Below are 22393 nucleotides of genomic sequence, written 5' to 3'. Positions count from 1 at the left end.
CGGCCCTTCACTCTTTCGGGCGGCATTGCTCCTTGCGGCCGTGAGAACGGCGGTTTTCCGTCGGACCCGCGCAGGAGACTTGACATGGGGACGCCCCCCTCGGGAGGGCGGGGGGCTGCCTTGCGGGGCCGCCGGCGGACTCAGAGCGTCTCGACGCCCTCCGCGCCGCGCAGCGCGCCCCGCGTGTCCAGGACCGGCACCCCCGACGGGAGCGCGTCGGAGCGGTACTCCGCGTGGTTCGTCAGGAGCACGATCAGATCGGCCTTGGCCGTGGCGAGGTCGTCGACCCGCTCCACCTCGTGCCCGCCGACGGACCAGGACGGCACGTGCGGGTCGTGGTAGGCCAGCTCCGCCCCCGCCTCGGCGAGCTTGCGCGCCACCGGCGTCGACGGCGACTCGCGCTGGTCGGCGATGTCCGGCTTGTAGGTCACGCCCAGCAGCAGCACGCGCGCCCGCGACAGCGCCAGGCCGTCCGCGTTCAGCTTCGCCATCGCCCGGGAGACCACGTACTCGGGCATCCGGTTGTTGATCTCCTGCGCCAGCTCCACGAACCGGAACGGGTAGCCGAGGGTCCGGACCTTGTAGGACAGGTAGTTCGGGTCGATCGGGATGCAGTGCCCGCCGACGCCCGGCCCGGGATAGAACGCCTGGTACCCGAACGGCTTCGTCTTGGCCAGCCCGATCGCGTCCCACAGGTCCACGCCGAGCTCCCGGCAGAACACCGCCATCTCGTTGACCAGGGCGATGTTGACGTGCCGGTAGGTGTTCTCCAGCAGCTTCGCCATCTCGGCCTCGCGGGTGCCCTTGGCCTCGACGACGGTGTCGACGAACCGCCCGTAGAGCGCCTTCGCCGCGGCGGTGCACTCGGCGGTGAGACCGCCGACGACCTTGGGGGTGTTGACGATCCCGTACACCGGGTTGCCCGGGTCGACGCGCTCGGGGGAGAACGCCAGGTGGAAGTCGACGCCCGGCTCCAGGCCGGACTCCTCGCGCAGGATCGGCGCGACGACCTCCTCGGTGGTGCCCGGGTAGGTCGTGGACTCCAGGACCACCAGGACGCCCTCGCGGAGGTGCCGCCCGGCGGTGCGGGCCGCGCCGGTGACGGCGGCCAGGTCGGGCCCGCCGGCCTCGCCCAGCGGCGTCGGCACGCAGATGACGATCGCCTTCGCGCGGGCCTGCACGGCGGCGTCGGTCGAGGCCGTGTAGCCCTCGCGGAGCATGACGGCGAGCTCGGCGTCCGCGATGTCGTCGATGTGGCTGGAGCCGGCGTTGAGGGCGTCGACCACCGGCTGGGAGCGGTCGAGGCCGACCACCGTCAGGCCCCTGGCGGTCGCGGCCTGGGCCAGCGGCAGGCCGACGTAGCCCTGACCGACCACGACCAGGTCGACCGGGGCCCCGGCCTGCGCAGCGGAGGCCGCGTCGTCGGGGAGCACGGCGTTGGAAGACACAGTGGAGTCCTTTGCGTTATCGGCGGTCGGGGTCGGAGGGGTACTGGAATCGAGATTAGCAATGGCGAATTGCACGATCTTGACCAGGGCAAACGTCGAATGGTGTTGGTCATTGGTTCAAGTACCGTACATGTGGTGTCAATGCTTTGGTCGTCCGGCCTGTTTGTTCACCGAGTGCTCAAGAAGAGTTCACCATTGCCCGAATGTCGCGGATAAGGCGCGCATTCGCCGCAGCGGGCGCGCCGATTCGCCTTTCACATGGGAAAACGCCGATCGTGAAGGTGACCTGGGTCCCATTCGGCGGCCGATGCCGCGTGTCCTCTGGGGCTACCATCGGGACATGCCGTCTTTGAGCATCGTCATCCCCGTCTACGAGGCCGAGGACTACCTCGCCGGCTGCCTCGACACCATCGCGGGCGGCGGCGACCGGCTCGAGGTCGTCATCGTCGACGACTGCTCTCCCGACGGCTCGCGGGCCGTCGCCGAGCGGTACGCCCGCGCCGACCCCCGGATGCGCGTCGTCACCACTCCCGTGAACGCCGGGTCCGGCCCGGCGCGCAACTTCGGCCTCACCCAGGCGACCGGCGACTACGTGTGGTTCGTGGACGCCGACGACGAGCTCAAGCCCGGCGCGGTCGAGCGGGTCCTCGCCGCCGTCGCCGACGGGCGCCCCGACGTGGTCCTCGTCCAGCACGAGAAGCGCCGCGACACCGGCGTCGTGGAGACCGGCGAACTCGCCGAACTGGCCGCGGCCTGCCCGGTCGACCCGGGCGGCTTCACGCTCGCCGAGTGGCCCGGGATCGTCGACTACACCCACACGCCGTGGACGAAGGTCTCCCGCCGCGCGTTCCTCGCCGGCATCGACCTCGACTTCCCCGCCGGCTGGTACACCGACATCCCCTGGACCTACGGGCTGCTGCGCCGCGCCGAGCGGATCGCGGTGGTCACCGAGTGCTGCTACCAGTGGCGCCAGCGGGCCGGGTCCTCGATCACCCGCACCCGCGACGACCGCCACTTCGACGTGTTCACCCAGTGGCGGCGCACCTGGGACGACTTCGCCGGCGTCGAGGACGCGGGGGTCCGCGTCGCCCTGTTCAACCACATGGTCTGGCACCTGCTGCTCGTCATCGGCAACACCGAGCGGGTCGACCCGCGCAAGCGCCGCGAGTTCTTCCGCCGCACCTCCGAGCTGTACCGCCGCTACCACCCCGGCCCCGACGCGTGGCGGCCCGCCGACGGCGTCACCGGTCTCAAGCAGCGGCTCCTGGCCGCCCGCGCCTATCTCGGCTACGAGGCCCTGCGCCACGTCTACCGGCTGGGCCGGAGGGTCCGCGGCGCCGAGGCCGCGAAGGCCCCGGCCCCCGCGGGCGGGTCCTCAGGGGCCCAGCACGCGCCGGACGACGCGGCGGGCCTTCCCGCCCAGCCCACGCTCCCGGCCTCCACGCGCGCCTCGCGGCCCTGACGGTCCTGCCGGGGCGGCCCCGAACGCCGCGGTGAGCGGTCCGTCGGCGACGCGCTCGGCGCCCCACACGTCCGCCACGGCGACCCCCAGGTGCGCGGCCCTGGCCGCGGCGGCGGTGCGCTCCAGGCGGACCGTCCCCTCCGGCAGGTCCACTTCGACCAGTCCGAGCCGGTGCTCGTTCGCGTGGGCCACGAGGGCGGCCACCGCTTCGGGGCGGGGCCGGGCCGCGGCGGGGACGCGGATCCGGTAGGGCACGCGCCGGTCCTCTGCGGCCGCGGCGGCGAAGCGCACGCGGCCCTCGCCCTTGAACGACTCCAGGAGGAGCCGGGCCTCAAGTTGCGGGTCGTCAAGGGGCGCATGGCGTCCGGTCTCGGGTTCGGGCCATTCGCCGAGGAGCGTCACGCGCAGGTCCGCGGTCGTGCCTCCCAGGAGCGCATCCACACAGGACTCGGCTCCGGGGCCGGCGTCGACGAGCACGTCCGCGAGCGGCGTGTCCCAGGCGCGGGCGGCCCTGGGCCGCTTGAGGTCCACTTCCGGGACCCGGTTGGCGATGTGCGGCCTGCGGTACCGCTTGGCGAGGTCGCCGCGGGTGCTGATCTGCCTGGGGCCCAGGTGCCACGACGAGGAGCCGCCGTCGGGCACGAACACCGCGCCGGCCTGGTGCAGCCGGTAGCCGAAGATGGTGTCCGAGCCGAGGACCACGTCGGCGTCCATGCCGCCCGAGGCTTCGAAGAGCCGGCGCGGCACCGAGAACGAGGCGCCGACGAGCACCCGGAACGCCCGGTGGTCGGCCTCGCGGAGCCCGTCCGTGGCGTCGATGATCCGCTCGATCCACTGCGGCTCCGAGGCGTCGCGGTCGAACAGGGACGCGGCCTCGCCCGCCCGCACCGCCTCGTGCACCGCGGCCGGGTCGAGCGTCTTGTAGTCCACGAACCGCTTGTGGCCCAGCACCGCCAGGTAGTCGGCGGCGTGGTGCCAGCGCATCTGGGACTCGACGTGGTCGTCGAAGACGAGCATGTCCGAGTCCAGTCGCAGCACCACGTCGCCGTCGCTCTGCGCCGCACCGGAGTTGGTGGCGTGCGCCGAGGCCCAGCCGCCCGCGAGCGGGGCCGTGATCCGGGTCCGCTCGGGCCGGATCTCCGGCAGCCGCAGCGGCGGCTCGGTGCCGTCGTCCACCACGACCACCTCGAGCAGCGCGGACGGGTACGTCTGGGCCGCGAGGGACGCCAGGGTCACGTCGAGCTTGTCCTGGTGCCCGTGGGCGGGGACGACGACGCTGACGCTCAGCCGCGGCTCGCCCTCGTACGGCTCCAGGGGGCCGTAGTCGTTGCGCCGCAGGACCGGTCCGTTGGCCGCGTTCATCGGCTGCTCACTTTCTCAGCATCTCGCGCAGGCGGGCGCGCTGGCGCGCGTTGAGGAACCGGCGCGCGAAGCGCCGGGCGGGGCTCGCGGGCGGCGGCGCGAAGGCGGTGCCCTCGGCCTCGTCCGCGGCCAGGCCCTCGTACCGGGTGGCGCCCCAGATCCCGGCCACGACCTGGTCGAGCCCGCCGCCGCCGGTGATGTGGCGGGCGCGGGCGAAGGCCGCGGTGCGCTCGAACCGGGCGGGCGGCCCGCCCGGCAGGTCGGCCAGGACCAGGCCGGCGTCGACCCGCTCCGTCGCCGCCAGGAGCTTCCCGATGCTCTTGGGCCGCAAGGGGACCGGTTTGGGCAGGAGCAGCCGGTAGGGGACGGCCGGGTCGGGGTCGGGGGCCTGCGCGGCTACGCGCACCCGCGCTTCGGCCGCGTACTGCTCCTCGATGAGCCGCAGCTGCGCGCCCTCCCCGGCGAGGATCGATTCGCGGTCGTGCGGCGCGGGGCCGCGCCCGGTGACGAGGGTGATCCGGGCGTCGCCGTCGGGACCGCCGAGCACCGGTGCGACGCAGGCGTCCACGTCGGCCACGGTCGCGTCCTTCACGTCGATCACGATGTCCACCAGCGGGACCCGCCACGCGCGCGGCGGCGCGGTGCGGCGCATCCCGTGCAGCGGCACGCGCTGCGCGATGTGGGGCACGCGCTGGAGGCGGCCCTCCCGCTCCCGCTCCTGCATCTGCGGGAAGCCCAGGTGCCAGGCCGAGGAGGCGGTCTCGGGGACGAACACCGCGCCCGCCTGCGAGAGCCGGTAGGCGAACTCGGTGTCCGAGCCCAGGCGCAGCTCGGTGTCGAGGCCGCCGGCGGTCTTCCAGAAGTCGCGGTGGACCGAGCCGGTGGCGCCGATGAACACCCGGAAGTTGCTGGGGTGGTGGACGGTCAGGCCGTCGGTGTCGGCGATGGTCCGCTCGATCCAGTGGGGGCGCGAGTCCTCGACCGCGAACAGGGCCGCGGCCTCCCCGCACCGCACCTTCTCGTGCACCTGCTCGGGGGTCATCGCGCCCGGCTCCCAGGCCACGAACCGCTTGTGGCCCAGCACGGCCAGGTAGTCGGCGGCGTGGTGCCAGCGCATCTGCGCCTCCACGTGGTCGCCGAACGCCACCATGTCCGCGTCCAGGCGCAGGACGACCTGGCCGTCCGCGTGGGCCACGCCGGTGTTCACCGCGTGCGCCGAGCCCCACGACTCGGCCGTGGTGGCGACCAGTCGGGTGTGCTCGGGGCGCAGTTCGGGCAGGCGCAGCGGCGGCGCGGAGTTGTCGTCGACGACGACCACTTCCATCAGGTCCGACGGGTAGCTCTGCGCCGCGAGGGCCGCCAGTGTCAGGTCCAGTTTGTCCTGTGCCCCGTAGGCCGGGACGACGACGCTCACCGCGAGGCTCGGCCGCCAATCACCCTGTTTCGGAGGGTGCAGGGCCCTATAGTCGTTGCGGACGATGCGCGGGCGTTTCGGTGAGTCGCTCATTTCGCGCCCACGATATCCCGGCGACCCCCGCAGGTATTGACCGGCTTCCCAGTTCAACAGCTGTTTACACAGGTGAGGACGTTTGTTCGCTTTCAATTCAACCTTATTGCCATTGGGCACGCGAAGATCTGGGCGGAATGCAACCTGGAGATGAACGGACGAGATGATCGCAGCTGACGAGACCGCGCGCTATCCCGCCCGCCTCACCGACGACTACCTGGCGCGGGCGAAGGCCCGGCCGCCCGGGACGCTCGCCGCCACCGCGCTGCGCACCCGCTCACCAGGGGCCCGCCACCTGCTCGCGCGCGCCGCCTGCCCCGGCCTCACCCTCCCCGAACTGCTGGAGGCCGCGCGGCGCGGCGGTACGGACGCCGAGGTGAACATCGGGGCGCTGTGCGCCCTGGCCGGCGTCGTGGGGCTCCAGACCGGCGGCGAGGCGGACCGGCGGGACGCCCTGGCGCTGTTCGACCTCGCGCTCGCACGCGGCGGGCCGCGGCGCATCGGCCCCCGGGACGCGGCCGTCCACGCCCAGCTCGCCTACGCGCTGGGCGACCTCGACAAGACCCGGCACCTGCTGCGCCGCTACGGCAGGCGCATGGCGCCGCTGGAGCGCGGCGGGCTCGCCGCCGACCTCGCGCACCCGCTGCGCGGCGGCGACGAGGCGGCCTGGGTCAAGCGCCTCGGCGCGCTGTGCCGCCAGCCCTCCCTGCGCCTGGACCCCGACCGGGACCTGCCCTGGTTCGACCGCCTCCGCGCCGACGCGGGGCCGCCGATCGAGGCGGGGCCGCGCATCTGGGTCGTCATGACCGCGTTCCGGCCCGACCGGGCCCTGCTCACCGCCGTCCGGTCCCTCCTGGAGGGGACCTGGCGGAACCTGCGGGTCCTCGTCGTCGACGACGCCTCGGGCGAGGCCTACGACGAGGTCCTCGACGCCGCCGCGGCCCTGGACGACCGCGTCCGGGTGATCCGCGAGCCGGTCAACGGCGGCACCTTCGCGGCCCGCAACACCGCGTTCGACCGCATCCTGGAGGAGGGCGGCGCGGGCGACTTCGTCACCGGGCTCGACGCCGACGACTGGGCCGCCCCCGACCGCCTCGCCCGCTCGATCGCGCCGCTGCTGGCCGAGCCCGGGCTCCAGCTGACCCACGGCGAGGCGTTCCTGTTCAACGAGGACCTCACCGTCACCCGCCCCGGCCGCGTCGTCACCACCGTCTCGACGGCCTCGATGATGTTCCGCCGCGGCGTGATCGAGCGGATCGGCTACTACGACGAGGTCCGCAAGGGCGCCGACACCGAGTTCCTGCAACGGGTCTCGGCCGCGTTCGGCGCCGGATCGGTGCGCCGGCTCCGCGGCGTGTGGGACACGCTCATGCGCCAGGCCCCCGGCTCGCTCTCGCGCGACGAGTTCGGGCCCGGCTGGAAGCACCCCTCGCGGCGCGCCTACCAGTCCTCCTATCCGCTGTGGCACCGGCGGATCGCCGCGAACGGCGCCGACCCGCACCTGCCGCGGCGCCCGCACCCGCGCCCGTTCTGGGCGCCGCAGCACACCGCGGTGGCCCGCGCCGACCAGCGGCAGCGCCGCTTCGACGTCGTGTTCTGCCTCGACTGGCGGCCCTTCGGCGGCCCCCAGAAGTCCACCATGGAGGAGATCCGGGCGCTGCGCGCCGAGGGCAGGTCCGTCGCGGTCATGCACCTGGAGTCGTGGCGGCACATGACCTCCGAGGACCGCCTCTACTGCGAGCCGATCCAGCGGTGGATCAACGACGGCGTCGACGGCGTCGCCGGCAACACCCTCGAGCAGGTCCTGGTCACCGACGACGTCGTGTGCGACCTGCTGGTCCTGCGATACCCGCCGATCCTCCAGTTCCGCTCCGGCGAGCGCTCCGGCGTGCGGCCCGAGCGGATGGTGGTCCTCGCGAACCAGGCCCCGGCCGAGCGCGACGGCTCCGACATCCGCTACATCCCCGACGCCTGCCACGACAACGCGACCGAGATGTTCGGCGTCGAGCCGCTGTGGGTCCCGCAGGGCCCGCAGGTCCGCGAGGCGCTCGGCGACCTGTCCCCGGGCCGCCTCGCCGACTTCGACATGCCCGGCATCCTCGACACGGCCGCGATCGCGCCCGCCCGCACCGGCTTCCGGTCGGTCCTGCCCGTGGTCGGGCGCCACTCCCGCGACGACGCGACCAAATGGCCCGCCGCCGCCGACCTGCCGCTGATCTACCCCGGGGACGGGCGCTGGGACGTGCGGGTCATGGGCGGGGTCAAGTCCGTCGCCCGCATCACCGGCCAGGCCCCGCCGCCCGCGTGGACCTGCTACGGCTTCAACGAGACCGACGTCGACTCGTTCCTGTACCAGCTCGACTTCTGGATCTACTTCCCCCACCCGAACCAGTACGAGGCCTTCGGGCGGGCGGTCCTGGAGGCCCTCGCGGCCGGGTGCGTGACCGTGCTGCCGCCCCGCTTCGAGCCGACGTTCGGCGACGCCGCCCTGTACTGCGAGCCGTCCGAGGTGGCCGGGCTCGTCGAGGCCCACTACGCCGACCCCGACCGCTTCCTGGCCCGCAGCGCCCTCGCCCAGCAGCGGGTGCGCGAGCGGTTCAGCCACGACTCGTACCGCAGACTCGTGTCGGACCTGCTGGCCGACCCCATCGACCGAAAGGCCGCGCTCGTCCGATGAAATCGAAGCTCAAAGCCGTCTACGTCCGGCTCGGCCGGCCCCCGCTCCCGCACCTCGCCGCGGCCTTCGGCCTCCTCGCCGCCGCGGCCCTGCTCGCCGTCGCCCTCCTCGGCGACCAGCGCCTGGTGTGGGCCGCCTCATCGATCATGAGCCTGGTCACGCTGGGGGCGCTGGGACTGGTGTGGAACGAGAGCCGCCGGGCCCGGCTCGAGGCCCGCGCCTCGGCCGAGCGGGCCGAGGTCACCTACCGCCGCATCCTGGCCGCGTTCGAGGTCGAACGCCTGGCCGCGGAGCGCCGCCACGCCGGCGAGGTCGACCGCGCCGCCTGAGGCCGTGCCGGGAGGCCGCGCGGCGCCGCGGCCATGAGGAAGCTCTCGGATCGGCCGTCAGAGGGCCGGAACGGCCGGGCGGTACTATTGGCGCGCCATCTACACGCTGCACCGCAACCACCTGTTCCGGGAGGGCCGCCCCCATGGAAGAGCCGATCATCCAGGCTCGCGACCTCGGGATCTGCTTCGCGAAAGGCAAGCAGAAGAAAGGCCGGGTCAAAGACCTCTTCGTGCGGCGCGCCGCCAACAAAAAAGGCGCCGCGGCGCAGGACTTCTGGCCGCTGCGCCACGTCAACTTCGACATCTTCCCCGGCGACTCGGTGGGCATCATCGGCCGCAACGGCACCGGCAAGTCCACGCTGCTGCGCCTGATCACCGGCGTCCTCATCCCCGACGAGGGCTACGTGCGCCGCGAGGGCCGCGTGGCCCCGCTCATCGCCCTGTCCGCGGGCTTCTCCGGCGACCTCACCGGCCGCGAGAACGTCAACCTCGTGGGCGCCCTGCACGGCATGAGCAACAAGGAGATCAAGTCGAAGTTCGACGAGATCGTCGACTTCTCCGAGCTCGAGGACTTCATCGACACGCCCGTCAAGCACTACTCCTCGGGCATGAAGGTCCGCCTCGGCTTCGGCGTCATCACGCAGCTGCCGCACCCGATCCTCCTGGTCGACGAGGCCCTCGCCGTCGGCGACGCGGCCTTCAAGCGCAAGTGCCACGGGGTCATCCGCGGCCTGCTCGACCAGGGCCGGACCCTGGTGTTCGTCTCCCACTCCGAGGGCGACCTGAAGAAGTACTGCGAGCGCGGCATCTTCCTCGACGCGGGCACCCTCGTCACCGACGGCACCGTCCAGGAGGCCCTGGACTCCTACAAGGAGGCCGAGGACCGGGACGCGAAGATCAAGGCCGAGAAGAAGAAGCGCCAGCAGGCGGAGAAGGAGGCCGCCGAGAAGGCCGCCGCCGCGGCCCCCGCGCTCGTCCCCGGCCCCGTCGAGGCGGCCAGGTGAGTCGAGCCGTCATCCTGCCGGCTCCCGGAGGCCACGCCGAACTCGATGCGGACCGCACGGTCCTCGACCGGCTCATCGCGCAGATCCGCGAGGCCGGCTGCGACGACGTGACCGTCCTCTCCCGGCCCGGCGCCGACCGCCCCGTCAAGGCCTCCCAGATCGAGTCGGCCGACGCCGACGCCGACCTGGAGCACCTCGGCGAACTCGCCTTCGCCGGCGACGGCGCGCTCTACGTGGTCTGCGCCGACCTGGTGGCCTCCCAGGCCACCGTCGCCGCGGTCCTGTCCGACTCCTCCCGCCGCTCGGGCGTCCTGGTCGGCGCCGACGACCCGGCCGCCGCCCCCGTCACCGTCGAGCGCGGCCTGGTCACCGGCCCCGGGCCCGGCCCGGCCCGCCTCGGGGGCCTCGCCAAGATCTCCGCGGCCCACCTCGCCCGCCTCAGGCGCCACTGGCCGCGCCGCAGCGACGGCGACGCCTTCGCGTCCGCGATCGCCGCCCTCCAGGCCCGCGCGATCCCCGTGAACGCCTACGGCACCAAGGGCCTCGAGCACCGCCAGGTCGGCAGCGCCGCGGAGGCCCGCGAGGTCATCGCCGCCTTCGAGGCGGTCGACATGGACGCCTGGCGCCTCGGCAACGCCGTCAAGCACGACGACGACCTCTTCGCGACCTACGCCGTCTCCACCTGGTCCCCGCGGCTCGTGAAGCTCAGCGCGCGCCTGGGCTGGACCCCCACCCCGATCACCTGGGTCTCCATCGCCCTCGCCCTCGGCGCCGCCGCGATCTTCGCCGCCGGCCACTCCCTGCCGCTGTACCTGGCCGCGGCCGCCCTCATGTACTTCAGCTTCGTCTTCGACTGCGTCGACGGCCAGCTCGCGCGCTACACCCAGAACTTCTCGTCCTTCGGCGGCTGGCTCGACATGATGGCCGACCGCTCCAAGGAGTTCGTCCTCTACGCCGGCCTCGCCGCCGGGGCCGTCGCGGGCGGCGCCGACGCGGCCGCCGCGTGGGGCGTCGCGATCGCCGCCATGGCCACCCAGACCGTCCGGCACACCGCCGACACCTGGTACGCCGTCCTGCTCGACACCGCCGTGGTCCGCCAGGCCCGGCGGCGCGAGTCCGCCCCGCCCGCGGGCCGCGCCGCCCACCTCGGGCAGCGCCTCGGATCGGCCTCCGAGCAGGTCATGGGCGCGCACCGCACGCCCCTGTACTGGGCCAAGCGCACCATCGTCGCCCCCGTCGGCGAACGCTGGCTGCTCCTGGCCGTCGTCGCCGCCGCCTTCGGGCCCCTGCCCGCGATCGCGGCGCTCCTGTGCTGGCAGCTGCTGGCCCTCGGCTACACGACCGCGGGCCGCACGCTCCGCTCCCTCGCCGCCCGCACCGCCGCCCTGCGCCGCCCCGACCGGGCCGCGCACCGCGACGACGGGCCCCTCGCCCGGCTCGTGCCGCGCTCCCCGGTGGGCGGTGACATGACGCCGTTCGCCGCGACCGCCGCAGCGGTCCTCGCCGCCGCCTCGGCCGTGCTCGCCGCGGCCCTGGGCACCCCGCCGTGGGTCCCGTTCGGGCTCGCCGGGCTCGCGCTCGTGCTCGCCGCCTCCGTGGCCCGCACCGACCACGAGGGCCTGCTCGACTGGTTCATCCCCGCCGGGCTCCGCGCGGTCGAGCTCGGCGTCGTCGGCGCGTCCGGGATCGCCGCGGGCGTCTCCTGGCCGGTCCTGTACGCCCTGATGACCGTGATCGCCCTCTACTTCTACGACCTCGCCGCGGGGCTCGACAAGGCCGCCTCGCCGGTGGCCCGCCGGGACCTCGGCCTCGGCTGGCCCGCGCGCGGCCTCATCGCGATCAGCGCGGCCGCCGTCGCCGCGGCGACGGTCCCGGCCGTGGCCACCGCGGTCTACGCGGCGCTCGCGGTGTACGTCGCCGCGGTGTTCGTCGGCGCCGTCGTGGCCGGCACGGTCCGCGCCTCGCGCGCCGCCGCGGCCTGACCGCGACCGGTCGCGAACGGACTGTCAAGACTGTCAACAGAACTCGTTCGGGCCACATGCCCCGACGGGCGCACGCCGATGGTTCGCCGCGACTAAGGTGTACGTGTGCGCAAGTGTCGGCTCCAGCGTCTGGTGCTCGCCGCGGCCGTGGTCGGGGCGGTGAGCGTACTCTCGCTGCCCTGGTACGCGGACGCCGACTCGGACGCGGGTCCCGATACCGCGGTTTCCCAAGTGGACTGGGTCAACGCCGACGAGACCTACCCGATCCCGCCCGGCTCGCCCACCCCGAGCCCCAGCTACGACGGCGACGGCACCTCGGACCCCGACGGCGGCGAGGGCGAGGACGGCGGAGGGGACGGCGACGGCCATGACGGCGACGCGGGCCCCTCGGGCGACGGCGCCTCCCCGAGCGCGGGCCCGGTCGGCAGCGAGAACGACTCCGACGGCATCCTCGGCCTGGCCTTCCCGGTCCAGGCGGGCATGAGCGTCGGCCTGCTCGCGCTCGCGTTCCTGGCGCTGCTGCCGGGCCGCAGGATGCCGGCCGACCTCCGCTGACCCCCTACAGCGCGACGTACGTGTAGCCGCGGCGCTCGAACTCGTCGAGGATGGTCGTCAGCGCCCCGCACATGTCCTGCTGGTTCGAGGCCCCGTCGTGGAGCAGCACGATCCCGCCGGGCTCGGTGCGGTCCATCACCCGGTCCCGGATCTGCGCCTCGGTCGTCGCGTTGTCCCAGTCGGAGGGGTCCACGGCCCAGTGCAGGGACTCCATGCCCATGTCGGCGGCGACGCCGATGGCCCGGTCGGTCCACTGGCCGCCCGGGTGCCGGAAGTACGCCACGGTCGCGCCGGGCGCGGCCTTGCTGATCGCGTCGTTGGTGCGCTGGAGGTTCGCCCTGATCTCGGCGTCGCCGCGGGTGCCGAGGTCGAACTCGTGGAACCACGAGTGGTTGCACAGCGTGTGGCCCTCGCGGACGATGTCGGCGACGATCTCGGGGTAGGCCTCCGCGTAGGCGCCGATGACGCAGAACGTGGCCTTGATGCCGCGTTCGCGCAGCATCTCGAGGACCTTCGGGGTCCACTCGGGGGAGGGCCCGTCGTCGAAGGTGAGGGCTATGGCGTCGGTGCCGGTGTGGTTGCGGGTGCCCAGGGGGCCGTCGTAGGCGGCCGCCGCAGGCGGGGACGGCGGCGCCGAGGACGGCGCGCCGGTGGTCGCCTCGGGCGTCGCGGACGCCGAGGCGCTCTGCTCGGTCCCGCCGGTCGCCTCGCCGCCGGGGGCGGTGGTCCCGGCCTCGCCGGCGTCCTCGCCCGGCGTCGCGGGGGCCTCGGAGGCAGTAGGCTCGGTCGCGGTCGGGGCCCCCGCGGGCGGCTCGTCGCCCTCGGGCCACAGCCAGGCGAGCGCGAGCAGTGCGACGAGCGCTGCGGCCAGGCCCAGGTGGTGGCGTTTCATCCGGTGATTGTAAGCGTCCCGGCCCAGGGGACACGGTATTCGAGGAGGACCCATGCGACTCGTCGTCGGGATGACCGGCGCGACCGGCGCGATCTTCGGCGTGCGGCTGCTCCAGGCGCTCCGCGGGATCGACGGCGTCGAGACGCACCTGGTCATGAGCCGCTGGGCGCGCACGACGCTCCGGCTGGAGACCCCGTTCTCGCCGTCCGAGGTGGCCGGCCTGGCCGACCACAGCTGGGGGCCGGGGGAGCAGGCCGCGCCGATCTCCTCGGGGTCGTTCCGCACCGACGGGATGATCATCGCGCCGTGCTCGATGAAGACCGTCGCGGCGGTGCGCACCGGCTACACCGACGGCCTCATCGGCCGGGCCGCGGACGTGACGCTCAAGGAGCGCCGCCGCCTGGTGCTGCTGGCCCGCGAGAGCCCGCTCTCGGAGATCCACCTGGAGAACCTGCTGGCGCTCTCGCGCATGGGCGCGGTGGTGCTGCCGCCGGTGCCCGCGTTCTACAACCTTCCTGAGACGATCGACGACATCGTCGACCACGTGGTCGCCAGGACGCTCGACCAGTTCGGGCTCGACAGCGCGAAGGCGAAGCGCTGGAAGGGCCTGGGGCCGGGCGGCGAGGGCGCCGCGGACCCGGGCCCGGAGTTATCCGGGCGCGGGGTCGTTTGAGGGCAGGGAGGGGCAGCGGTGGACACGCTGATGTGGGAGGCCAAGGCCGCCGAGGGCCGGGGGGCCGAGCTGCTGCGCTGGGCCCTGGACGAGGGGGTGCGGGCGGTCGCGGACCCGGCGGTGCGCACCGAGGTGTTCGTCGCGGGCGACCGGGTGGTCGTGATCGCGGTGGGGGAGCGCCCGCCGCGGCGCCTGCCGGACCCCCCGGAGGAGCTCGTCGACCGCCCCCCGCACGCCTGGCCGTTCACCCGGGTGCACCTCGCGACCTGACCGGTGGCATCGATCGCGAGCCGTCTTCGCGGCCCCGTGGAAGGCGCCGGTCGCGAAGCGGCCTCGCGGCCTGATCGAAAGCGGGTCTGTCGGACCCGGCGGGCGTCGTTGCGAACGGGGGGACCCCCGGATGACCGATTTGCGGGCCTTCGACAGGAACGTCCGGAGACGGCGAACCGCCCGGCGCTGCTCGCGCCGGGCGGTTCGGGGGATTTCGCGACCCGTAGTCTAGCGGCCGATGCCCTGGTAGGTCCAGCCGTGGTCGCGCCAGCGCTCGGGGTCGAAGGCGTTCATGCCGTCGAGGATGCGCCGCTCGGCGACCTGCCGGCCCAGCGCCTCGGGGTCGAGCGTGCGGAACTCCTCCCACGGGACCATCGCGCACACCACGTCGGCGCCCGCCACGGCCTCGGCGAGGGTCTTCACGAAGCTCAGCTCGGGCGCGTGCGCCTTGGCGTTCTCCAGCCCCTCGGGGTCGTACACGACCACGTCGGCGCGCGCGGCCCGCAGCCGCCGGGCGATGTCGAGCGCGGGGGAGTCGCGGATGTCGTCGGTGTCGGGCTTGAACGTCGCGCCCAGGTAGGCCACGCGCACGCCCGACAGGTCCGGCCCGTTCGGGCCCGGCGTGCGCCCCACCAGGTTCGCGAGCGACCGCACGGTGTGCGAGCGGCGCCGCGTGTTGACCGCGTCGACCTCGTCGAGGAACCGGAAGGACTCGCCCACGCCCAGCTCGCCCGCGCGCGCCGAGAGCGCCCGGATGTCCTTGGGCAGGCACCCGCCGCCGAACCCGATGCCCGCGCGCAGGAACTTGTTGCCGATGCGCTGGTCGTACCCGATGGCCTTGGCCAGGTCGGCGACGTCGCCGCCGGTGACCTCGCACAGGTCGGCCATGGCGTTGATGAAGGAGATCTTGGTCGACAGGAACGCGTTCGCCGCGACCTTCACCAGCTCGGCCGTGGCCAGGTCGGTCTCGACCACGGGCACCTCGCGGTCCTCGACCGCGGCGAGCTCGAGGATGCCGCGGTGGACGTCCCGGAGCAGGTCGGAGGCCCACTCGGACTGCGCGGCGTAGACGATCCGGTTGGGGCGCAGGACGTCGTGCATCGCGTTCGACTCCTGGAGGAACTCCGGGCTCCAGCCGACCTCGACGCCCAGGCCCTGCGGGGCGTGGCGGTCGACGAGCTCCTGGACCCAGGAGGCGGTGCCGACGGGCACGGTGGACTTGCCGACGATGAGGACCTTGCGGCTCAGGTGCTTGGAGAGGTCGACGACCGAGGCCTCGATGTAGGACAGGTCGGCGCCCGGCTCGCCCTTGCGCTGCGGGGTGCCCACGCAGATGAAGTGCACGTCGGCGAAGTCGGCGACGTCCTGGATCTCGGTGGTGAAGCGCAGGCGCCCGGACTCGAGGTTCTTCTTCAGCAGCTCGGGCAGGCCCGGCTCGTGCATGGGGAGCACCCCGGTGTTGAAGGACTCGATCTTGGCGGTGTCGACGTCGTATCCGATCACCTCGTACCCCAACTCGGCGAAGCAGATCGCGTAGGTCGCTCCGAGGTAGCCGCAGCCCAGGAAGGCGATGCGGGGCCGTGTCGTGGTGTTCTGCGAGGGGTTCTGGATCGCGTTGGCCATCTGGTGCGTGCCCTGTCTGTGTCGTCCGGCGGTGCTTGGATGGCGCACCGGTTCGGCAGTGCGCGCTCGTTCGTGCTCTTGGCGCTCGAGCGCCGCTTGCCCGCAGGCCGTCGGCGCGGCGACTTCGAATTGTACGTGAGCATGCCTATGGCCTGCGCCATCGTATATTCAACTTCACGTATGAACGTCCAGTGACGTTGCGGAAAAGCCGTGGGAAATTCGCGGTGGCGGCCGTCACCGGAACGGTCGCGCGTACGTTACACTCGCCCTATCTTACTGAGGAGTAACAACTGCTGGGGGCCGCCGGCGCCCGTCCGCCCGCTTCCCGAAAAGGAGTGACCGCTGATGTCCACTGGGTTCAGCCCCTACCAGCTGCCGGAAGAGTACGCCGACATCCGCGCCGCGACCCGCGACGTGTGCGACGCGGGGGTCGCCCCGCACGCCGCCGAGGCCGACGCGACCGCGACCTTCCCCGAGCAGTCCTACGAGGCGCTCAGGTCCGCCGACCTCCACGCCCCGCACATCCCCGCCGAGTACGGCGGGGCCGGCATCGACGCGCTCGGCACCGCGATCGTCATCGAGGAGGTCGCCCGCGCCTGCGCCTCGTCCTCGCTCATCCCCGCGGTCAACAAGCTCGGCTCGCTGCCGCTCCTGCTCGACGGCTCCGAGGACCTCAAGCGCCGCTACCTGCCGCCGGTCGCCGCGGGCGACGCGATGTTCTCCTACTGCCTCTCCGAGCCCGAGGCGGGCTCCGACGCCGCCTCCATGACCACCCGGGCCGTCCGTGAAGGCGAAGGCTGGGTCCTCGACGGCGTCAAGCGCTGGATCACCAACGCGGGCGTCAGCGAGTACTACACGGTCTTCGCCGTGACCGAGCCGGGCGCCGGCGCCAAGGGCATCTCGGCGTTCGTGGTCGAGAAGTCCGACCCCGGCGTCTCCTTCGGCAAGCCCGAGAAGAAGCTCGGCGTCAAGGGCTCCCCGACCGCCGAGGTCTACTTCGACGGGGTGCGCCTGGGCCCCGACCGCCTCATCGGGCAGGAGGGCCAGGGCTTCTCCCTCGCGATGCGCACGCTCGACCACACGCGGGTCACGATCGCGGCGCAGGCCCTCGGCATCGCCCAGGGCGCGCTCGACGCCGCCACCGGCTACGCGGCCGAGCGCGAGCAGTTCGGCCGCCCGATCGCGGCGTTCCAGGGCGTGCAGTTCCTCCTCGCCGACGCGGCGATGAAGATCAGCGCCGCCCGCGAGCTCACGTACGCGGCCGCCGCCAAGTCCGAGCGCACCGACGACGACCTCACCTACTTCGGGGCGGCCGCCAAGTGCTTCGCCTCGGACGCGGCCATGCAGATCACCACCGACATGGTCCAGGTCCTCGGCGGCTACGGCTACACCCAGGACTTCCCCCTCGAGCGCATGATGCGCGACGCCAAGATCACCCAGATCTACGAGGGCACCAACCAGATCCAAAGGATCGTCATCGCGCGGGAGCTCCAGCGCGGCAAGGCGTTCTAACGTTTGGGCCGGTAAAGGACCACATTTACAAGCCGAGCATCTGAAAATCAAGCTCGGTGAAGAGCAAAGAGGCAGAACTGGAAGAGCTCCAGTTCTGCCTCAGTTCTGCCCGGCGAAAAGTTCAGGCGGCTGTCGCCATCGCGACGCGCGGGAATCCCATGCGCCGATCGATCGCCTCGCGCGCCCGCTCGAATGAGTCCGGCAACAGGTGCGTGTATTGGTGGAGGGTGAACGCCGGGTCACGATGGCCCGAGTACTCCGACAGCTCCGTGATCGAGACGTCAGCCGCGAGCGTGGTGCTTGCGTAGTAGTGGCGAAGCCGGTGGGATACGACGCGGCGGTATCCGATTCCCGAGAAGAGGGTCCCGGCCCCCGCCTACCTATCCTTCAGTCATTGTCGGTGCCCTGTAAGCGCCGCGTTGGCGGCGTGATTTCCGGTGGAAAGTGCCCGCTCAGTCGTCGGCGTGGTCCTCCTGGGGGCCCAGCCAGTAGAGGACGCCGTGTTCGAAGTCGTCGTTCGGATATGCCTCGACGATTTCCCACCCTCGGTAGCCCTCGGGTTCGGCCGGCGGTTCCACGCCGAGTTCACGGGCATAGGCCGCGAGGCCGCGTGAGTCCAAGTCGTCGTCGAAGCGTCGCCACAACTCGGTCAGGACTTCGGGGGCCGCCTCGACAGGTCGGTCGTAGTCGATCATTCCTTGATCCCCTCTCCAGTCCCGGTGATCTTCTGACGGTAGGGCACTCGGCCTTCGCGCACGACATGGACGTACGCGACCGTATCGCGAGGCAGGATATGCCGGAAGTTCTCAGCACATCCCTTCGGGTCGGGAAGCTCGGTGTCGGCCTGCCGTGAGCCGCACAGGGGAACGTTGAGGTAGAACGCCGCGTCCTTGAGACTGCCTTCTCGGATCAATGCCGCCGCGTCGCCTTCGACATGCCACGTCGTAGACATGTCCTCCGAAGAAGCCCATGGCTCCCGTAGCTCCTGCCGCACAGGCGCCTCACCCTTGCGGTAGGGCTTCAGCGGCTCCGCTGTGAGCTGGTCGCCGTCGGCGGTGTAGGCGAACGCGCGCGCCGAAGTCCTCCCCTCGGCATTCCTGGGGTAACCGACCCGGCGAATCGCCTCGATCGCCTTGGGATGCGAGCGCTTCGGATTGAAGCCCTCAAGCCGTCGTCGGGGTTCCGGGTTCGGCGCAACCGGCTTGGTTGATGCCGGAGGTACTGGCGGTTGGCCGCCACTCGCGCCGGTCGCGTGAGGAGCGGAGGGCGACGAGCCGCCACTGCCGCCGCCTGCGATCGATGCTACGTATCCGCTCATGGTCTTGTTGCCGCTGGCGAGCAGTGCGAGCGCTTCGGCGAGCTGTTCGCGTGCCTGGCCCCATTGGCTCAAGCCCTCTTGGGCGAGATGGTTGGAGGAGTCGTACAGCGCGGCTTGCAAGTTCGAGAGTGAGGCTTCGATCCGATCGTCAGCCGCCTTGGCATGCTCTGCCGCCTCTTCGGCCATCGCGATTGCCGCGCGCAGCTCGGCGGCTACGTCGCCGATGGATGCCATAGGGGGTCCTCACCGTGGGGGATTGCAGATTACGAAACTCGTTGTAGTGCTGCAACTCCGTACCGCCGCCCTGGTGTCGACCCCAGACGGTGGATCTAGCGTTTGTGCGCGAGAGCTCTTGTCAGCCAGCAAGATACCGGGGCATCGCCCAGCTCTTCGACACTGCTGATCCAGCGTGCCTCGGCCAGCTCCGGTGATGGCACGACATCGGTCGAAGGCGCGAGGACTCGCAGGATCGTCAACGTGTCCCGCTTGGCTTCCAGCGTCGTCTCCAGCGTCTCTAGCACGACGAACGCCCCTGGGGCGGCAGTCAGCGTCAACTCCTCTGCGATCTCGCGTGAGGCTGCTTCCTGGGGCGTTTCACGGCTCGGCCGATACCCGCCGCCAGGCAGGCCCCATCTGTTCGGGTCGGAGTACGAATGCCGGACCACGAGGAACCGGCCGGGCTCTGCAGGGTGAAGCAGCAGGACCTTGACTCCGAAGGTGGAAGGCTGACGGATCTTCCACCAGGTGCGAAGCAGTGGGGCCGTCGCCCGCAGAACGGGCGCTGGCAGGCGGACGTGTCTCATGGCCCTAGTCTGACCGCACGTACATGTGGATCGTCGTACCGGAAGTAGAGGCGCAGTTGTTCACGAAGATATTTGGCTGCCTTCCAATATCCCAACAGGTGATGAGTCAGAAAGCGACTTGTTGCTCGATCGCGTCGAAGATGTCGGAGTCAGTCTCCTGTTGCCAGGCGGGGAGGTCTGGCCAGTCGGCGACGTAGGAGGGCTTTGGAGACTCGAAGTGCTTGAAGATCTGGGCGTTCCAGCAGATGCTTACGAACCTGCCACGTTGCTCGCGGCTGAGCTTGGCTGTTGCGCCGTCGCTGGTTCTTACGAAGGCGGCTACCTGGTTGTAGACGGCGGTAGCTGAGTTTTGCTCCCACTCCGACATCTCCTCCCAAGGCGTGACATAGCCGGGCTTCGGATCGCCAGGGAAGTGCTTGGTGACGCCGTCTATCCAGGCTTGTCGGAAGGCGCGTCCGCTGTCCGTCATGAGTTTCCTTTCGTTGCCTCGCTGAGAGCTTCGATCAGTTCGGTTGTGCTCGGATCATCCGCTGCGATGAGTTCGGCATGGAGCTGAGCCAGCTTTCCGACGATGTAGGTTGAGCCGGTTCGGGTGGCGATTTCTGCTGCTGCTTCGACATGCTCTCGGGCCGCCTCTGGGGCCCGTTGGTGAAGGGCCAGCCGCGCGCGGTCTATGAGGATGGCGGCCGAGCGTCGAGGTGTGAGCGACGCGCTCAGGGCGATGGAGAGTTGCTGTTCGGCCTGTTCGTAGAGACCTAGCGACAGATAAGCGGAAGCCCGCTGCTCAGGGAGCCTGTCCCCGGTAAACCGGAGCCAGCCGCCGTTGCCCACAGGTCCGGTCAGATCCAGGACAGTGTTCGCTTGGTCCAACGCTCGCTCGACTTCTGAACGCTCGCCGGTAGCTGCGGCCACCTCTGCTCGTACCGAAGCGACCCATTGCCGGGTCGGTAGCTGCGAGTCCCCACGAAGAGCGACCTTCTCCGCTGCCTCAAGCAGGTTGCGGCTGTCCTTCCAGCGCTTTTCCGTGTTGAGTACCAAGGCATATCGGGTGAGGGCACAAGCCCAACGGTCATACTCGTCAGCCTCCTTGGCTGCTGAGGCGGCCAGGAGGTGGGCGTTGATGGCGTCGTCGTATGCGCCCCCATCGAAGAAGACTTCACCGGCGAGTTGTAGCGCTTCGCTGTTGAGGGAGCAGAGCAGACGCATGGACTCTTGGTTGGCTCCAGCCGAGAGGGTCTCTTGGAGCCCTTGAAGATGCTCGGTGACTGAGGGCAGAATCTCTGACTTGGATTCGAGCCTGCCGTACAGCCGCCAAAGATAGGAGCCGATCGCCTTATGGTCGGTGAACTGGAGCTCTGTAGCGTTTGAAGGTTGAGTCGGCATCGAGTCCCATGCCAGAGCGGAGACTGCGCTTGCGCCTGCCAGCCTGAGGATTTCTCGACGCAACATGGGATCGATCCTCCCTTCGGGCGGTGCGGTCTTGGCCGCTGTTCTGGCACGCTTCAAGGCCTTGTATGCCTTGGTGAACTTCGTTGTCTGGCAAAGCCTATCCAGATCCCGAGCAAGTTCTTGTGATGGTGGCTCGTGTCCGTTCATGACCCGGCTTGGGTACGCCTGGTCTCGAGACATGGCCTTGCAGGCGGCACGGAGTGTCCATCCGTTGGTCCGCAACTGCTCTCGCATCATCGCGCCGAAGTCCATGGGTGTTGCTCCCTAAACCCGCAACAGACCGGCAACGGTCCGCGTCTCCCGAGTGAGCATGTCCTGACACGAGCCTATCTGTATGGCCGATTCATGGAAACTGCTGCTTGTGAGCTTCTGGGATGGGCGGACCCCCGTCCGCATGGACTGGTTCCCCAGCCGTCACGAGATTGAGGAGGAGCGGGGAAGCACGCGGACCACCATTGCGACCACGCAGCCGAACGAAGACGGGGCTGTGGCAGTTCTCTGGCCTGCTGGTCGGTCGCCGTATCCGGACCCACTGACCGCAAACATCGAGGGCCGCGTGCGGTTGCTGAGCGCGGCGCAGCGCGACGGGCGCATGTGCACAGGCTGAACCTCTTACAGCTTGATTCTGGCCGCTGGGTGTGCTGACTGGCTCGGCGGTGGACTCGCAGTTCTTCGACAGTCAGATCGGGAGCCCCGCCTTGGTGGGGGCGGGGCTCCCTTCATGTTCGGGTAGCCAGACGGAGGGGACGAGCAAGGTATGGGTGAGTTGGAACAGCACCACGAATTTCAGCGGGCTGAATCTATTGCGGGCCACTGTCCAGACGGTTGGACCGGGGAGTTTTGCGCGAAGTGTTCGAGGGAACGCGGCGATAGGGTTCGTTGGCCCTGCGGGCCAGCGCTCAGGCTGAGACTGGCCGAGAACGAAGCAGGGCGAAGGCAACAAAACCCGAGCTGGCTTTCGAGGCTCCGGCGGCGGATTCCTACCGTGTAGGTACGGATACCGTCGATCGCGCCACCACCGCTCCAACCCGTTGAGGTCGTGACGTTCCAGCCCTTCTGCTTGCGCATCTGTTCGGCGAAGGCCTTGATGTTGTTGATCTTGCACCCGCACAGCAGCTCCACTTGGACGCTGATGTAAGTACCGCTCGGATTCTTCTCGTAGGGCGAGACCTGCCAGTTCACATCATGGTCATGATCCGCGAGCCCCGTTCGCTCCTGGTCATGGATGATGCCGAGGGCACCGGCGTACTGGTCAAGATCATCGATGATGAACAGATGGCTTGAGTAGTCGCCGGGCCAGACGGCGTAGAGCGTTGAGTCCCCGCTCTTAGCCCGCTGGTAGGTTCCTTGATCCGTGCCGTGGGTGACCCGCCCGTCCTTATGAATCTCGATGTAGCAGAGCGTCTTCATCTCGTATGGGAAGTCTCTGCCGACTTCCGCCGCGCTTCGAGGCTGGAGCTGCATTGATTCTCCGATCAAGGGAAGGGGGCACCCCGGTTGACCACGGGGCGATCGGTACCTGAGATC

The 22393-nt window shown here is 70.9% G+C and carries 21 protein-coding genes; 9 read left to right on the top strand and 12 right to left on the bottom strand.

The window, feature by feature from the left end; all coding sequences use genetic code 11:
- Positions 1–140: 140 nt before the first annotated feature.
- Positions 141–1448, bottom strand: coding sequence for a nucleotide sugar dehydrogenase (locus LO763_RS09070; RefSeq protein ID WP_230601647.1), 1308 nt, complete (start codon positions 1446–1448; stop codon positions 141–143).
- 340 nt (positions 1449–1788) lie between these two features.
- Here LO763_RS09070 and LO763_RS09065 point away from each other — a divergent pair, with 340 nt between their 5' ends.
- Positions 1789–2910 carry a glycosyltransferase family 2 protein gene (locus LO763_RS09065; RefSeq protein WP_230601646.1) on the top strand — a complete coding sequence of 374 codons (1122 nt, stop codon included), beginning with the start codon at positions 1789–1791 and terminating at the stop codon, positions 2908–2910.
- Here the strand turns inward: LO763_RS09065 and LO763_RS09060 are convergent.
- Positions 2824–4272 (bottom strand): glycosyltransferase family 2 protein, encoded by a 1449-nt coding sequence (locus LO763_RS09060; protein WP_230601645.1) that lies wholly within the window; start codon positions 4270–4272, stop codon positions 2824–2826. The genes LO763_RS09065 and LO763_RS09060 overlap by 87 nt on opposite strands.
- Positions 4273–4279: 7 nt before the next feature.
- Positions 4280–5779, bottom strand: a complete 1500-nt coding sequence (locus LO763_RS09055; protein WP_230601644.1) for a glycosyltransferase family 2 protein — start codon at positions 5777–5779, stop codon at positions 4280–4282.
- 163 nt (positions 5780–5942) lie between these two features.
- Between LO763_RS09055 and LO763_RS09050 the strand changes: the two genes are divergently transcribed.
- The 5 genes from LO763_RS09050 to LO763_RS09030 all read left to right on the top strand — a co-directional run bounded on the left by LO763_RS09050 (position 5943) and on the right by LO763_RS09030 (position 12326).
- Positions 5943–8456, top strand: coding sequence for a glycosyltransferase (locus LO763_RS09050; RefSeq protein WP_230601643.1), 2514 nt, complete (start codon positions 5943–5945; stop codon positions 8454–8456).
- Entirely contained in the window at positions 8453–8785 is a 333-nt protein-coding gene (locus tag LO763_RS09045) for a hypothetical protein (protein WP_230601642.1), read from the top strand. The genes LO763_RS09050 and LO763_RS09045 overlap by 4 nt, the downstream gene beginning before the upstream one ends.
- Before the next feature lie 143 nt (positions 8786–8928).
- Positions 8929–9789, top strand: a complete 861-nt coding sequence (locus tag LO763_RS09040) for an ABC transporter ATP-binding protein (RefSeq protein ID WP_230601641.1) — start codon at positions 8929–8931, stop codon at positions 9787–9789.
- Positions 9786–11771, top strand: coding sequence for a CDP-alcohol phosphatidyltransferase family protein (locus LO763_RS09035; RefSeq protein WP_230601640.1), 1986 nt, complete (start codon positions 9786–9788; stop codon positions 11769–11771). Before LO763_RS09040 ends, LO763_RS09035 begins: the two co-directional genes overlap by 4 nt.
- Positions 11772–11876: 105 nt before the next feature.
- The gene (locus LO763_RS09030; RefSeq protein WP_230601639.1) at positions 11877–12326 is read left to right on the top strand and encodes a hypothetical protein; all 450 of its coding nucleotides are present in this window, start codon (positions 11877–11879) and stop codon (positions 12324–12326) included.
- Positions 12327–12330: 4 nt separating this feature from the next.
- Here LO763_RS09030 and LO763_RS09025 read toward each other — a convergent pair whose 3' ends face one another.
- Positions 12331–13218, bottom strand: a complete 888-nt coding sequence (locus tag LO763_RS09025; protein WP_230601638.1) for a polysaccharide deacetylase family protein — start codon at positions 13216–13218, stop codon at positions 12331–12333.
- Positions 13219–13270: 52 nt separating this feature from the next.
- On the opposite strand from LO763_RS09025, the gene LO763_RS09020 reads away from it, so the two are divergent.
- Positions 13271–13891 (top strand): UbiX family flavin prenyltransferase, encoded by a 621-nt coding sequence (locus LO763_RS09020; protein WP_230601637.1) that lies wholly within the window; start codon positions 13271–13273, stop codon positions 13889–13891.
- A gap of 18 nt (positions 13892–13909) precedes the next feature.
- Positions 13910–14161, top strand: coding sequence for a hypothetical protein (locus LO763_RS09015; protein WP_230601636.1), 252 nt, complete (start codon positions 13910–13912; stop codon positions 14159–14161).
- A gap of 228 nt (positions 14162–14389) precedes the next feature.
- On the opposite strand, the gene LO763_RS09010 is transcribed toward LO763_RS09015, so the two are convergent.
- A complete protein-coding gene (locus tag LO763_RS09010; RefSeq protein ID WP_230601635.1) occupies positions 14390–15784 on the bottom strand; it encodes a UDP-glucose dehydrogenase family protein in 1395 nt (464 codons plus the stop codon).
- A 345-nt stretch (positions 15785–16129) separates the two neighbouring features.
- On the opposite strand from LO763_RS09010, the gene LO763_RS09005 reads away from it, so the two are divergent.
- The gene (locus LO763_RS09005; protein WP_230601634.1) at positions 16130–17296 is read left to right on the top strand and encodes an acyl-CoA dehydrogenase family protein; all 1167 of its coding nucleotides are present in this window, start codon (positions 16130–16132) and stop codon (positions 17294–17296) included.
- A gap of 121 nt (positions 17297–17417) precedes the next feature.
- Here LO763_RS09005 and LO763_RS29700 read toward each other — a convergent pair whose 3' ends face one another.
- The 7 genes from LO763_RS29700 to LO763_RS08975 all read right to left on the bottom strand — a co-directional run bounded on the left by LO763_RS29700 (position 17418) and on the right by LO763_RS08975 (position 22330).
- Positions 17418–17645 (bottom strand): tyrosine-type recombinase/integrase, encoded by a 228-nt coding sequence (locus LO763_RS29700; RefSeq protein ID WP_369431950.1) that lies wholly within the window; start codon positions 17643–17645, stop codon positions 17418–17420.
- 103 nt (positions 17646–17748) lie between these two features.
- Entirely contained in the window at positions 17749–17991 is a 243-nt protein-coding gene (locus tag LO763_RS09000; protein ID WP_230601633.1) for a hypothetical protein, read from the bottom strand.
- Complete coding sequence (locus LO763_RS08995; RefSeq protein WP_230601632.1) at positions 17988–18848, bottom strand: DddA-like double-stranded DNA deaminase toxin; 861 nt, start codon at positions 18846–18848, stop codon at positions 17988–17990. Before LO763_RS08995 ends, LO763_RS09000 begins: the two co-directional genes overlap by 4 nt.
- Positions 18849–18943: 95 nt before the next feature.
- Complete coding sequence (locus tag LO763_RS08990; RefSeq protein ID WP_230601631.1) at positions 18944–19417, bottom strand: NUDIX domain-containing protein; 474 nt, start codon at positions 19415–19417, stop codon at positions 18944–18946.
- Between the two features lie 106 nt (positions 19418–19523).
- Positions 19524–19886 carry a hypothetical protein gene (locus LO763_RS08985; protein WP_230601630.1) on the bottom strand — a complete coding sequence of 121 codons (363 nt, stop codon included), beginning with the start codon at positions 19884–19886 and terminating at the stop codon, positions 19524–19526.
- Positions 19883–21118 carry an NsdA family TPR-like regulatory protein gene (locus LO763_RS08980; protein WP_230601629.1) on the bottom strand — a complete coding sequence of 412 codons (1236 nt, stop codon included), beginning with the start codon at positions 21116–21118 and terminating at the stop codon, positions 19883–19885. Before LO763_RS08980 ends, LO763_RS08985 begins: the two co-directional genes overlap by 4 nt.
- 534 nt (positions 21119–21652) lie before the next feature.
- A complete protein-coding gene (locus tag LO763_RS08975; RefSeq protein WP_230601628.1) occupies positions 21653–22330 on the bottom strand; it encodes a hypothetical protein in 678 nt (225 codons plus the stop codon).
- Positions 22331–22393: the final 63 nt, after the last annotated feature.

The organism is Glycomyces amatae, from assembly GCF_020991375.1.
Classification (GTDB): domain Bacteria; phylum Actinomycetota; class Actinomycetes; order Mycobacteriales; family Micromonosporaceae; genus Glycomyces; species Glycomyces amatae.
The sequence above is the reverse complement of the archived record's forward strand: the minus strand, read 5'-3'. Positions and strand labels throughout refer to the sequence as shown.